This is a genomic window from Haloglomus halophilum (genome assembly GCF_024298885.1).
Classification (GTDB): Archaea; Halobacteriota; Halobacteria; order Halobacteriales; family Haloarculaceae; genus Haloglomus; species Haloglomus halophilum.
In genome coordinates, this window is record NZ_CP101167.1 from 111,529 (window position 1) to 126,082 (window position 14,554).

Consider the following 14,554-nt stretch of genomic DNA (forward strand, 5'->3'; position numbering starts at 1 on the left):
AGAAATGCCCCGTGGTTGTAGAAGCGAACAGCTTGCATCCGAATCAAGGCTTCATTCCAATCGCTGCTAAACGTATTATTATCGTGTGAATGCGGAGATTCGCGTCGTGGAAGCTCCTGTAGAACACGTTCGTATGCCTCTTGATATTCGATTTTGCAGTCAAAGAAGTCGATGAGAATATCTCGTGCATTTTGTTCTCGGTTCCCACCTTCTACCCTCTTTCCATAGATTGGGCGACCAGGAATGATGTCGGCAATCTGCGTTTGAAGGGCATCGTTACTTCGGATTGCTTCGGGGATTTCTAAGTAATGACTGGCCCACTGGGTCATCTTTGATTACCTACCCTAATGTTATTTCACATCCACTTAGTGATTCGGTGGGAGCTCAGCTGCATATGTACACTTCCGAAATGGAGACACAGCTGCCTGGTTGCTGATTGGTAGTCACAAAACGTATTTCACGCACACCTGCTTCTACGAACGTATGAGCGGGTACGACCTCGTCGATATCGAGGTCACACACGAATCTGCTGACGATCTTCTGGATTCGCTGTCTGAGGACGGTACTGATGGGAGTCACCTGCAGAGTATCCAAGCAGTCCGTCTGCAAGCAGGCCAGCCGGATTCAGAACTCCGGTCACTAAAAGAGTTGGACGAGAACGCCGTCAAACTTCTCGAACACCAAGTGGATGCAGCCTACCGGGCTCTCTTCGAGATGGACGGAAAAGCACTCCTGGCTGACGAAGTCGGCCTCGGGAAGACCATCGAGGTCGGGATGATTCTCAAAGAGATGCACTTCCGTGAAACGGACGAATCCGTCCTCATCCTCACTCCCGCACAGCTGGCCAAACAGTGGCAGGCTGAACTCCGAGAGAAATTCGGTCTCGACTTCGTCTGCAACTACGACGATGAATTCGAGGATTTCGACGCCCACAATTACATCATTGCGAGCATCGACACTGCGAAGAGCGAGCGACATCGTCAGACGGTTCTTGATCGCGACTGGGACGTTCTGGTACTCGACGAGGCCCACTACGTCAAAAACGAAGAGACGGACCGTTACGACCTGATTGATCGGCTTTCTTACAACTACGCGTTCTTCCTGACGGCGACGCCGATTCAGAATGAACTGACTGACCTCTACAACGTCGTCTCGCTACTCCGCCCTGGGCTATTCGGTACACGCGACGTCTTCCATCACTACTTCGTGAACAGCAATCAGGAGACACTGGTGAATCGAGACGAGCTACAGGATCGGTTGAACAAAGTGATGATCCGGAACCGACGCGAAGACACGGATATCGATTTCACAGATCGGACTATCGACACACGAACGTTCGATCCCACCCCGAAGGAACGCGAACTCTACCAGGCAGTCTCCGACTACGTCAAAGGGGCGTACAGTCAGGACCAAGGCCAGAAGCTCGTACTGATGCTCCTCCAGAAGGAGGTCGTCAGCAGCCCGGTCGCGCTCAAGAAGACCATCGAGAAGCGACTCTACGACCAGTCGGAGCTCACGCACGCAGACGAACTGGAGTCGATCTTAGATCTGATCGATGAGATCGATACCGTGACCAAACAGGAACGACTCTTGGATATCGTCGAAGAAGCCCGCGACAACGTCGAGATGGGGAGAGTCATCGTCTTCACTCAGTTCCGAGCAACCCAACAGCAGATCCTCGACAGGCTTGCCTCGGAGGGATACACAGTACACGCATTCCACGGCGGGCACTCAAGCAGCGAGAAGGAGCAAATTGTCGAGGACTTCGAAGAAGAAGGAGGAATCCTCGTTTCAACCGACGCTATGAGTGAAGGCCGTAACCTACAGTTTTGCAATATATTAGTCAATTTAGACTTGCCGTGGAACCCGATGCGTGTTGAACAACGTATCGGACGCGTACACCGGATCGGCCAGAAGCGAGACGTATTCATCTTCAATATGGCGTTGAAAGATACGGTCGAAGAGTACGTACTGGAACGGTTGTACCACAAGATCGATCTCTTCCAGCAGAGCGTCGGAGAACTGAGCTCAATCCTGAGCCGCTTGGAAGAGTCGGGGACAAGCTTCGAAGACGAGATCTTCGAACGGTTGGTGGCCGCTGATTCCGAAGTCGATCTTGAGAACGACTTCGATGCGATGGCAGTTGACCTCCAAGAACAGCGTGAACTCGCCGACAAACTTGAGGAGTTCAATAGCGGCGTGTTCGAAGGATTCGACCTAGGGGAAAGCGATGACTGACGCTTCGATTTCTGTCACGCAATCTGTGGTAGAGCAGTTCACAGAACGGTATCTCCGATCTATCGGCTGTTCCATCGAGCGAAGTGACGATCACTGGCTGGTGTCGGTACCCGATGACATAGACACCGAGATCACCCACGGGAGACACACACTCATCCGGGGAGAGGGTACTCCAGACGATGACGATGATAGAACGAAACGGCTGCATCCGGAGAGTGCGTTCTTTCAACAGCTACTCCGTGAGGCGGGTGAACGATCGCCGTCTGGCAAGCTGTCGATAGAGAGTGAATCAGACATCGAGAGTCCGGAGTGGATCCAAAACGGCGCTGTCGAGGTACAGAGCGCACAGTTCACTCCGTACTACGACCGCACAGCCATCGTGGTTCTCTTTCGTGTCGGTATCGAGACCGTCAGTGAATACCAGCAAGAGCTTCTCCGCGCCATCGCTGTAGACGCGCGGTCAGAGGAGAGCCTTCCAAAGCTGGCGGAGACATTCCTCGACACCACCACAGTAGAGACCGAGACGGCCTCTGATGGCGCTGTACAGCTGACCAAGACAGATGTGCGACCTCTCCTCGAAACAGCTCGGGAACTGTTGCTGGAAAGCGTACAGGGGCAGCTCGACGACATTCATCGAGAAGCCTCGCGTGCGGCAGATTCAGAAGTTGAAGAGTACCGTCAGATGCAACAACAGCGTATCCTGGAGCTACAGGAAGAACACTCGAACCTGTCGTCGAAGATCAACGATCTGAGTGAGAAGATCAACACAGGAGACGAGGATTCACGCGTCCGGGCGTTGCGAGAACGGAAAGAACTCAAATCGGAGTACGAGGAACTCGACGAGACGCTCAACGAATTACAGGAGCGCCGTGACAGTGGATTCCCCAATCGACAACGAGAAATCCGAGAGCGGCACTCACTCGACGTGCAGGTCACACCGCTTACTCTGACGGAAGTTGAGTACGAGCGAGGCGAGATCGATTTCGAATTTATCGACGGTAGCATACATCAAACCGTTACTCTCGGATACGGGAGTGGGATCGGTGTAGCCGATACTGTTCGATGTTCGTCGTGTGAACGGGAACTCACCGAACACAACCCGCTTCAAACGATTTTAGATGGACTCAAATGCCAGAGTTGTACCAAAGAGCGGTGATACGACGACCCCTCGATAGTTCAATAGAGCAAAGCCGCGGAGCGAATAGAGCTAACACACTGATTCGTCAAGGAAGCCGCCGAACGAGCTGGATATCCGGAACTGAAGGCAACGCCAGGGCTACCGAAGTCAGAGTTTGCTGAAAAGATTCGAAACCTCGGTGAAGTGGCGCTGTTAGTCTTGGAGGGTGGCGACTGTTCGGCCCGTTTCCTCGGCCTCTTCGCTGCGCGACATATTGTACGTCGCGAGCGCTTCTTCAACCGCCTCATCAAGACTCATTGGTCGACCTGATTTTGACTCTTCTACCGTATAAACGCATGCATGGCACCAGACAAGTAACAAGCAGTCTCAGTTGACCTCGATCGGTGCCGAGTGCGCGGACGTTCTTCTCTGCTCTGAGGAATCCGTTGCCGCCGGACAACTTGGCCCCGAACGAATTCCGGTTATGTCCAAGGAGATATCTGGATCTGCGGTATGACTACTCGACAACGCTGGCTTCCGAACGCTGTTCTCGACCAATTAGTGCGACTAGGTCCGCTTTCGAGAGTGGGTCAATATCAACACGGACCCCTTGTGCAGTATAGAAGATCCCTGCGGTCACCTCTCGGCTAGAGAACCACTCATTCAGCACGTGATAGTACACGCTGAGTTGCTTCCGATACTCATCCTCGGCGTGCCGCCCGAGGTCGGTTTTGAAGTCGATGATCTCGACGGTATCGGGACGAATGTGAACGAGGTCGACGATTCCAGAGATGGTGACCTGCTCGCCGTCGACGGTGAGTGGCAGATACGCATCCTCCTCAACTCGTAGCTCACCATCGAGCGAATCCATGAGCGACTTGAGGTGACGTTCATCGTCGTTCGAGGGCTCGACGTCTCCTTCCAGTACGTAGCGCTCAGCGAACTCGTGGGTCTGCGTTCCGAACGCTGTCCCTCTCCCGTCATCGACATCCTCGAACACATCGTCACGCATCAGCGTATGCGGCGAGTGACCGACTGGACCATCCGGAGTCGGCACAGCAATCTGCAAGTTCCCCTGCGACGTCTCGTCGATATCGTCTTCCTGAACGTTGGGTTCTAGTTCCTCGAGGTCGACCGGAAGCTCTTCGATGAACGTATTCGGGCTCTCGCCTGCAGCGAACACGAGGTGGCTCTCAGCCCGCGTCATCGCGACGTAGAGCAAGCGTCGTTCCTCATCGTATCCACGCGGCAGGCACTTTCGAAGGACGTCGGCCCGCCAGTTGTCGTGAATGTGAGGATACCCGTGATCGTCGGCGTAGAGTTTCCGCTGGCGTATCCCGATCGGATCGTCGAACGTGATCGCGTTACTGTTCCCGCCTGACGGTGGGAAGCAATGGGAGTTCATGTTCGCGAGCACGACAATGGGATGCTCGAGTCCCTTGGCCGCGTGGATGGTCTGGACCGTCACCGAATTCACACCGGCGCTCGCGTGGACCTCGTGGGTGCTTCCGTCTTCGATGCCGCGTTCGATGAATCGAATGAGGTCACCTCGTGTCAATGTCGTCGCGCTGTGAACGGACTGAATCGTCGTCAGCAGCACGTCAGCGTAGGCCCCGTCGTAGTCGTACTGGGAGAACACGCGCTGGACAACCCCACCGACCGTCTCCAGTGACGCAAGCTCGGACTTGAACGCCTGCATGTTGGTGGGGTACTCCTCGCTATCGAGCACGTGTTTGACCTCGTCGAGCGTGTAGCCAGCTTCCTCAAGCACGACTGCCCATCCCCGCTCCGCGTCGGATTCGAGGATTCGCAGCCACGCCAGGAGAAGCTTCGCCGGGTCAGACCGGAACAACTCGATGCCTCCTTCGTACGCCATCGGCAACCCATACGCCTCGGCGACAGAGAGGAGTTCTCGGCCGAAGTCACGAGTCCGGGTGAGAACGGCGATGTCACTGTACTCTGGCAGACGAAGGTCCCCATCCTCCTCGACCTGATACGCGTCGTTCCCGACGATCTCCTGAATCTTGGTCAGAACGGCTTCGTGTTCGTCTTCGTGTTGAATCGCCGCTATCTGAGAGTTCTCGTGCGCTGCGTTCGAGGAGAGCGACACAATTCTATCTCGCACGGCCGTCTCGTCGACGTCGTCCGTGCTCGCCGCGGACGTCACCAGGCTGTGCTCGGAGAAGTCGAGAATGTCCTGCGTCGACCGGTAGTTTTCGACGAGTTCGATATCGATGATCGGGCGGGTCGCCCACGACACTCGCTCGTGGTCCTCGTTGAGTTCGTCGACGAACCGATCCAGCCGGGATTCGAACTCAGTGATGTTCTCGACGGCAGCATACTGGAACGAGTAGATGCTCTGTTTCCAGTCGCCAACGACACAGACGTTGTTCGTGTTCGCGAGCAGGAGAGCGAGTTTGAACTGGATCTCGCTAGAGTCCTGGAACTCGTCGATCATTACGTACTCGAACGCGACATCGTCGCGGAGTCGATGGTCGTCACAGAGCAGGACGAACGCAAATAGTTGAAGAAAGCTGAAGTTGAGGTAGTTCCGACTGAGTGCGAACTCAAGGTACTCGTGGTAGACGTCGTGAACGAAGTTCTTGAGGCCCTCTCGCTGTTCGTCAAACACCAGCTGTGCGACGCCATCAGGAACCTGCTTCTCACCCCATCCGCCACGGATCTCGTCCTCCTCGGGCGCGTCTGGGAGGTAGCACTTGTCGTCTCCGTAGCCGCCGAGTTTCGAGCGAAGCTTCGACTGCTTGTTCCCGTCGTTTCGGGGCTGGTTCAGCTCGTCGAAGATCCCGCGGAACGTCTCGAAATCACCGTCCAGATGCCGCTCGCCGTTCCGGTACCAGCCATCGGCCGTCGGGAAGACACCTTTCGCCGCGAGCTGATTGATTAACCCGAGGAGTTCGACTGGTTCCTCGATAGCGCGGAAGAAGTCGTCGTACTCGGGATGGTCGTCGCTGAACCGACGGATGAACTCGCGGAATTGCGCCTTCTCGACGTTCTCGTCTTCGAGGACACGTGTGGACCCCGTGATGCGGTCGTCGATGCCGAGGAGCGTCGGTGCCTCGAAGCCGCGTTCCATGAGGATGTCGTGACAGAGGCTGTGGAACGTCTGGATCGGTGCGTCCGAGAGTTCACGCATCCCGTAGTCACAGTGGGCGACGATTCGGTCCTTCATCTCCGTCGCCGCGTTGTTGGTAAACGTCACGAGGAGGACGTCCTCAGGTTCGACGTCGTCTTGGTCGACGATTTCGGCGTATCGACGGGTGACGGTGAACGTCTTTCCAGTCCCTGCGCCGGCGTCGACAACGTGGATGCCCTGTTTGCTGTCGATGAGGTCTTGCTGTTGGTCGTTTGGTGCAGTCATCGTGACTCACCCTCCAGGATGCAATCGCGGTTGTCCACGTACCGATAGTTTGGATCGCCACCGAGTCCCTGAACCGGGAAGCGCTCGTTACCCGCACGGCGGGTGTTCAGTTCCGATAGGCGCTCTCGAACGAACTGCTCAAATGCGTCCACGTCGCCGGTGAAGTAGTTCTGGTTGCGGATCCGTAGCAAGTGTCGTAGTGCCTGCTTACAGCCCTTTTTCACATACTTGTAGTCCCCGACATCAGCGATCAGTCGCTCGGTGAGTGCGTCGCCGAATTCCGATTCGATGAGTTCGTCGCTGTCGCTGGTGTCCGGAAACTCATACCTATCCAACACAGCCCGGTAGATTTCGTACGTCGACTTCGAGAAGGTCTTGTTACAGTCGTTCGCGGCGTCTTCCTGCAGTTCCGTGAAGACAGCTGGGCTCGCGATGTATTCCTCGAAGGTGACTGGATAGTAGGTCACCGTAGTGAGGCAGTCTTCGAGAGACCCATTCCCAGTCACCACATCATCAAGCGTTTCGAGGAAGTGAAAGAACGTGAATCGCAGTTCCTCATCCGGGTGCTCAGTTCGCTGGTGGGCGAGATACAGCAACGCCTGGAAGTTTGGTTTGTCGCTCGGTGGATCAAGCGCCGAATGCTTTACAATCGAGTATGCTGACTTCTTTGAGCCACTCTTGTAGTCGAGGAGTCGGGTCGGGCTGTGAACGAGGTCGATCTTGCCCTTCAACCCAAGATCAGTGTTCTCGAACCAACGTTCAGTGTGCGACGCATCGATGGGGCGGTCGTAATACTCGGCGAAGAAGTTCTCTCCCCAACCACCGTCAGGCGTCACCAGGCCGTCACCGTGAGGTGAGTTTGCATTCAGGAATTCAACGATGGTCTGGAGACCGACGCGGTACTTGGTGAGTCGAACTTCCCGGTCGACGCCCCGGAGGAACGGGTCGACTTCGTCGAGAATGGCTGCGGCTACATCGTCGAGTGTATCAGACGTGATGGCGTCCGGATGCGAGACATAGAACTCCGCGAAATCGTGGAACAGGTTCCCTTCCCTAAAGTGGTCCTTGTCCGGGTTGTCGACGAGTCGACTGAAGAAGTAATCACGGGGGGAGTTGACGTAGGAGTTCAGACTCGACTGGCTGAGTGCGGTGACTTCCTCGTGGGAGACATCGAGTGGTTCTTTTTCGAATCCGTCCTGTGTCGTTCGAGACGCCCGTGAATGCTGCAGTGAGTCCAAATCACTGAATCGGTCGAACTCCTCGTCGAACAGTTCCTCAAAGTATAGGCACGGGGTGACAGGCGTTCCACCGGCGGTGTCCTGCACGAGGTAGTACTGGTCGACGCCGTTCTGCAGGAGAAGTTGGAACTGCCGAATGTTCCGTTCAAACTCCTGATCTCGGTCGACCCACGGGCGACGAGGCGACGAATGTGTCCAACCTTCGTCGAGGCCGAGATAGAACACGACGGCGCGGTCGACATGAGCGGCCGATTTTGCATCTGCCAATAGGACACCTTCGTTCTCCCGATCCACAGGCACTTCGTACGACTGCAAGTAGAATTCGAGACGGTCAACTGCCGGTTCGGTGACGGCGTCGTCGAGGAGGCCGACCGTCGCGAGTTCCTCTCTGAAGGCGTCGATAGAGGCATCCGTGACTGCTTCGTATTCGTCGATGGCCTCCTCGAATGTGCGGGCACGAATCTCATCACGGAACTCAAGGAGCCAGTCTACTTCCGGGTGGTCAAGGTCGTAGAGACGCTTCTCGTCGTGCTCGATGTCGACGGGCATCCCGAGCTGGGTGAGGAGTGGTCGAACGTCGCCTACTCGCGTATCTTGGCCAGCGTGGGCACTTCGAAGGAGCTGTAGAAATGCACGGTGACGGGCATCGTCATTGAACCCCGGACCGCCATAGTATGGAATCTCTGCAGCTTCCAGCGCCGACTCAATGAGCGAGGAATATTGGCTAGCTGCATCGAGGACGACAGCCACGTCGTCAGCGTTCTCCTGTGTGACTGTATCGAGGACCGCGTCGACGATTGCGGCCGGTGAGTCGAGAATGCGGAACGATGGATGGTCGAATGACTCCTCGGTGAACGGGTCGACCGTCTCGTAGTCTGGGGGAAGGATCGAGCGTTCGAGTTCGGTAAGCTGCTTGAAGCCGACGACAGCGACCGACGTGTCGGCTTCGATACTGTACTCAGTGAGACGGTTAGACGTCGTGTCCATCTCTGCGATACAGTCGACAGCAGTGTGCGTTGCCGTCGTCGCGAACTGCTCGTAGTCCAGAACAGCGTCAGCCGTTCCCTGGTACTCCCAGCACTGGAGGATGTTCCCGACCGCATAGGACGTCTCCTTCCAGTTGAGGTCAGTCGTCTGAATGATTTCGAGGAACGCGAGTCGATCCTCGGCCTGTTCTCGGCGTCGGGCAGCCAGGCGCCGTGGTGTGATCGCGAATGGCCCGAAGTGAGGTTGGTCAAGACGCCTGTTCAGGGCACTCGCCATCGGCGCGTCCGGCACGAGCACAAGGTCGAAATCCTTGCATTTCTCGTAGAGAGAATCGATAGATTTCGCTCGTGTAATTGACACGGACTAGCGAACTCAAGTGGATTGTAAATATGTATCGCTGGACAGACATTCGGGAGTATGATAACAACCAGGCACATCGGACTACACAACAGATGATATCTCGTGCAAAACTGAACCGTTGGACACATTCAGAAACTGCAAATCAAGAAGAAGCTCGAGATACCAACCGCGAACTCCGGGATGACCTAGAGGAAGGTGGCCTCCAGGGTGTCAGTGAAGGGTTAGAATTCGCCACCCTCCTCCAAGGTTCGTACCGGAACACGACCATGGTATACAATTCCGGTGACGTAGACATTCTTGTCATTCGGACAGACACTTTCCATGCGGATTTTTCTCACGTCCCTGATCATGCCGCCAGCCATGCCCCTGATCGAAATCCACAGCAGATGTTCGAGGAGCATGCCGAAGGGGTGTATCGAACCCTCCAAGCTCAATACGGGACACGCAACGTCGAACGTGGTGAGAAGGCAATCGAAGTGGAAAGTGATGAGTTGCCCCTTGGAGCCGATGTCGTTCCCTGTCTCCAGTATCGACGATTTTGGTCACGCCAGCCAGGAAACCACATGAAAGGAATTGTATTCTGGACTCCAGACGGGACGAAGATCATCAATTTCCCACGCCGTCATCGGATCATGGGCACCAGGTACAACGAATATACAAACGGGAACTACAAACCAACGGTCCGTATTTTCAAGAACTTCAGGAATACACTCGCAGAGAACGGCGCTATTGAGAAAGAGAACGCCGCCTCATACTTCATCGAGTGTCTCCTCTCAAACGTCGAGACTGCCACAATCGCAAAGGATGATATTCGCGATCGAGTGGAAGGAATACTCGACGAACTCGAAGCCGACTCCGCAGAAGGATTCCCTGACTATACTGTACAGCATGGGATGCAACCGTTGTTTGGTGACGAGACGACCCAGTGGGATGTCGAACACGCCAGAGCGTTCGTCACCGAGGCCAGACGCTTCTATGAAGAGGATTAGTAGCGATGCATACCTACTCAACAGACAACGACAATAGGCCGACTGTATACGGTATTCTTGGATTCGCAGCCTATGCAGCCGCCCTTGTCGTGGGATGGCTTTCAACAACGCTCAGTGCAGTCATACCAGCAGTCGCGGGCATTACGATCTCCTGGGGAGTGGGATTTACCCTTCTTACAGCGACGTTCAGCCGGTTCATCTGGAAGACAAGAATCGCCCGCACAATAGGAGCGTCAAAAGTTCCTGATTTCAACGGAGAGTGGACGGGATATGTGAAAACCTCGTATGAAGGCGTCATTCCGGATGATGCACTTCACGCGTCGAACGACCCGAACGCGGAAATGCAGCGGGTCGCAGCGACGCTACGAATCACTCAGACATGGCGGAAAATTAGCATCCACCTGGAGACCGACAATTCCGAGTCAGACAGTACTGGCGCAACCGTATTGACTGAAGATGGGCGTTGGCCGAGCCTCAACTACCAGTATGAGAACGATCCAGACCCAGATTCAGCGTCTTCGATGACAAGACACTACGGAACCGCCGACTTAGCCTTAAAAACAGACTCTGACGAAACAGTACTAGAGGGATTCTATTACACAGGTCCTGGCCGTGAGAACTACGGAGAAATGTACTTCGTGAAATCGGAGTGAATGCTCAGTTCACTCTGTACAGTTCCAGTATCCCATGGGTTCCCCGCTGATCAGGGCGGTTGTAGTACTTTCCTTCGAGTTTGTCTTCGCGCTCATCGTATTCTAAGATAGCAGTCCCATAATGTGGATCAAGCTCTTCGTTGGTGGTACTCCCATCATTCCAGTAGTTATACGAGAGTGTCGGCCAGGCTTTTTCTTTGACCAAGATCGTCGCTGCTCGGCTATGTGAAGGTGACTCCGGCCCATCCAATGAAACACGTATCTTATCCCAGGTCTGGTTAATCTCGATACTGGTTTCCTGCTTTGTCAGCCCCTCAATCTGGCGTCCATTGTCAACAATCTGCTCGTCGGGGATGAGGTCCGCGTCGACGGAGGTGTACAGATGTCCTTCCCATGTACCATTCAAGTTCGGAACAGCGACCACTCCCTTATCGTGTAACCACTCCCACTTCCAGAGATATCTCGTGAAACCGAAGTAGAGTGCGGATGAGACAACGCCCATCGAAAGTCCGAGTACAGGACCAAAAACGCTGATTCCGCCCAGATAGATTACAGCAGTAAGGATCCCAATTAGGATGTATCGCTGATGCCGGTTCGCTTGGTCAGTGGAAAAGTTGTGCATTTTTCTTTTTGTCGTACCAGTCTTCCCACATTTCTCGGAGACGGGTTATGAGTTCATCCGCCTCATCAGTACTCCATTGGGTGTTGCTATCCCCAAACAAAGCCTCCATTTCGGAAACCTGGTCAAAGCTTGAGAAATCCGCGTCTTCTAAGTGGGTGAGGATTTCGTCGAACCGATCTGATCGACTGTTTCGCTTTAGAATGCTCTCAGGAACGTTGTAGATGAGACACTCGATCCCGTACGAGTGCGCATCAATCGTCCAGAGGGTATCGAAATGGTTGTTGTAGTAATAGCGTGCGTTCTTGAATATACGGACGGTCTCCTTGTAGTTCGAGTGCATTTCCCGTCCGTTCTCGCGGTGAATCTTAGGGAAGTTGATTACACGATCGTTGCCGTTCTGCGGCATGAAGTGCATTCCTTTGTCGATTTCCGCGTCCTCATCGCCGCCTTCGGGATACGTTCGGTAGACACGGTATTCACCGCACGCGACCACATCAACGTCGACATCAAGTAGTGATGTCCGCTCCTTGTCGATTTTGATTGCCTTATTACCGGGAGTAACAGCTGAACGGCCAAACTTGATCCTGAGTGCCGTCAGCACATCATCGTAGAAATCACGGTGGTCATAATCGGCGTCATCGTGGTCTTCGTTGTATCGTTCCTCCTCTTCCTCGCTGAGCTCCTCAAGATCAGAGCGCCATGCAGACGTGATTTTCGCGACGACGTCTACGTCGCTCGATCCCCGTGTGTGAGTTGTGTTCGCATATGAGCCCTGTAAATAGACTTCGTAATCTTCGTCCGCTTGTTCGAGAGGAGAGCGTTCGCTCATCAGGGCACGGCGAGTCTTATCCCGTGCATCAGCCGATCCCTTGTCAGCTCCGGTACCATGCCAGTCGTTAAATTTGCTTTCAGGAATCGGCATTTTAGCAGCTGCCCATTAAACTCGATAGGTACGGTGTAGTCACGACTCGATTGCGGATGACGGCATCCACGCGGTGTATAATGTCGTCTTGAATCATCTGTATTCTATCTCCAGGTGGGTTCTAGTGGGAGACAAGGATTGGTACGGATGCTTGATAGTTAAACACTCGCGAAACAGAGTGAAAGTGATAACACGCCCATTGAATCCTCTAGGAACGGTTTTCCTCAGAATAGGTAGAATGCATACCACCTTCGCGATTCCATACGGAATTTTTTGAAGAACTATATTGCAACATATGGTTTATTCGTATGGCGCATTTTATCGCCAAATTCATCGTGGGTTTAGCAGACTGAATTGGTCTGCCCAACCCACAAACTGATAAGGAATCCGATTGAAATGCTGAACAACTCGAATATGCCACTCTTAGAATCGCCATACTGGGCCGCGACAAGGCTTCTAGCCGAATTCTGCACCAATCCAATTTCGGACGGTCAAGTCCCCCAGAGATCGCTACAATGAGTCGATCGGATGCCGAGCAGGAGGGCAAGACCAACGCTGAGCGGGTGCCATCCTTCGATGGTGTCCGATGGACCTCGTGCTCGCTCGAGGACTTCACGAGCCTGTACTGGGACGAGATTGCCCCCTGCCTCGAAGCAGAGGGTATCGATCCGAGAGGCGAGAAGCCGACCCACCAGTGGTTTCGGGACCACGATGCGCGGTCATTCCTCGCGGCTCTTCGTCGCCATCACGATCGCTCATTCGGGGAGTTCTGGAACGAGGACCTCGAGCTCGGTGATGATGAAGAGGGCTACACATGGGCAACAACGGATGATGCAACAATCGACGCCCTCGAACAGTTCCTCAACCGGCGGGAATCACGATACAGCCTTGCGACGTCGTCCGTCGACGCGCTGCGAACGCGACTGAATCTCTACGTCCGTGCTTATCGAGAGGCAAACGGGACAGATGACCTCCTTACACCAATTCAACGAGATCAAGAGAATCCAGACTACGAAGCCGTTGACGCGTGCTATGCAGCATTCGACTGGTTGAATGAGGGAACTAAACGCGAATACAGCGCCCAGACTCTCCAGCGTGTGCGGCGCGTCGTCGACGCCTGGTATCAGCATCTAGTCGGTCGACGGGTCGCCTCGATGAACCCTGCGAGCGGCCTCTACGACGAATTCAAGTGGGAAGTCGAAGATTCACCCACACCTTCGCTTTCAGCGAATCAGATTCGGAAACTGATGCAGGCGTCGGAGACAACGCGAGAACAGCTGCTCGTGGTGGCGTTAGCTGGCTGGGGACTTCGAGCAAGTGAGGTCGCTGCACTCCATGTATCGCAGTTCCACCGTGACGTTCCCAAAGACGACATCCCCTTCATCACGTTCAAGAGCCGCAAGAACGGGCCCGGTGAGGTGTCTCTCCTGTACGGAATGGACGTTCTCGACTCCCGAATCGACGAGCTAGCGGAAGACGATACGTGGACTGGATACCTGTTCCCCTCCTCTCAGGGAGAAACGCCGTACGTGACCCGAGATACAATCCGGAATTGGTTCCAAAATCTTGCATTGGAAGCAGATCTCCCCGAGCGGATCGAGGGTGAACGACCGAGTCCACAGCTCTGTCGTCGATTCTGGTACGATACCTATACAGCAGTCCTCGAAGGCGTTCTCGAAGGTGTCGACGAAATCGCTGCAGAGCAAGGTAGTAGCGATCCTCAGGTAGTGATGCAAAATTACCTGTCTGACTCGCGTTCTCGTCGAGTCCGACGAGAGTTTATGCGAGACCAACTTAACGCAGCCTTCGGAGAGAGAACGTAACATCAACCCATCTGTCGAGCCATTCCAAATGTCTGTCCTCGGTTGGTGACTGAATCAATGAGTCACAGAGTCACAGATTCAATGAAGTATTGATTTCTGGAAGTTAAGAATCAAAGAGTCCATGATCTATAGCGTCATTTGCCATCATGGAGAGAGTCAATTCACCGACTCATAGAATCATTGAGTCACTGAATCAGTGAGTGCCTGAAGCATTGAATTGAGGACT

Annotated in this window: 9 protein-coding genes; 5 read left to right on the forward strand and 4 right to left on the reverse strand. The window is 54.3% G+C overall.

What is annotated here, in order from left to right:
• The first annotated feature begins 483 nt into the window (after window positions 1-483).
• Both NL114_RS20955 and NL114_RS20960 read left to right on the forward strand, forming a co-directional pair.
• Window positions 484-2,238 (forward strand): DEAD/DEAH box helicase, encoded by a 1,755-nt coding sequence (locus tag NL114_RS20955; RefSeq protein ID WP_123622885.1) that lies wholly within the window; start codon window positions 484-486, stop codon window positions 2,236-2,238.
• 25 nt (window positions 2,239-2,263) lie between these two features.
• Entirely contained in the window at window positions 2,264-3,394 is a 1,131-nt protein-coding gene (locus NL114_RS20960) for a hypothetical protein (protein ID WP_254824804.1), read from the forward strand.
• 478 nt (window positions 3,395-3,872) lie between these two features.
• Here the strand turns inward: NL114_RS20960 and NL114_RS20965 are convergent, their stop codons facing one another.
• Complete coding sequence (locus NL114_RS20965) at window positions 3,873-6,734, reverse strand: UvrD-helicase domain-containing protein (protein ID WP_254824805.1); 2,862 nt, start codon at window positions 6,732-6,734, stop codon at window positions 3,873-3,875.
• Complete coding sequence (locus tag NL114_RS20970) at window positions 6,731-9,319, reverse strand: PD-(D/E)XK nuclease family protein (RefSeq protein WP_254824806.1); 2,589 nt, start codon at window positions 9,317-9,319, stop codon at window positions 6,731-6,733. Before NL114_RS20970 ends, NL114_RS20965 begins: the two co-directional genes overlap by 4 nt.
• 92 nt (window positions 9,320-9,411) lie before the next feature.
• Between NL114_RS20970 and NL114_RS20975 the strand changes: the two genes are divergently transcribed.
• A complete protein-coding gene (locus NL114_RS20975) occupies window positions 9,412-10,308 on the forward strand; it encodes a nucleotidyltransferase-like protein (RefSeq protein WP_254824807.1) in 897 nt (298 codons plus the stop codon).
• Between the two features lie 5 nt (window positions 10,309-10,313).
• Complete coding sequence (locus NL114_RS20980) at window positions 10,314-10,961, forward strand: Cap15 family cyclic dinucleotide receptor domain-containing protein (RefSeq protein WP_165896075.1); 648 nt, start codon at window positions 10,314-10,316, stop codon at window positions 10,959-10,961.
• Window positions 10,962-10,965: 4 nt separating this feature from the next.
• On the opposite strand, the gene NL114_RS20985 is transcribed toward NL114_RS20980, so the two are convergent.
• On the reverse strand, window positions 10,966-11,463 hold the full coding sequence (locus tag NL114_RS20985) for a Cap15 family cyclic dinucleotide receptor domain-containing protein (RefSeq protein WP_254824808.1): 498 nt from the start codon (window positions 11,461-11,463) through the stop codon (window positions 10,966-10,968).
• A gap of 100 nt (window positions 11,464-11,563) precedes the next feature.
• On the reverse strand, window positions 11,564-12,505 hold the full coding sequence (locus NL114_RS20990; RefSeq protein WP_254824809.1) for a nucleotidyltransferase domain-containing protein: 942 nt from the start codon (window positions 12,503-12,505) through the stop codon (window positions 11,564-11,566).
• A gap of 515 nt (window positions 12,506-13,020) precedes the next feature.
• Between NL114_RS20990 and NL114_RS20995 the strand changes: the two genes are divergently transcribed.
• A complete protein-coding gene (locus NL114_RS20995) occupies window positions 13,021-14,328 on the forward strand; it encodes a tyrosine-type recombinase/integrase (RefSeq protein ID WP_165896078.1) in 1,308 nt (435 codons plus the stop codon).
• The last annotated feature ends 226 nt before the right edge of the window (window positions 14,329-14,554 follow it).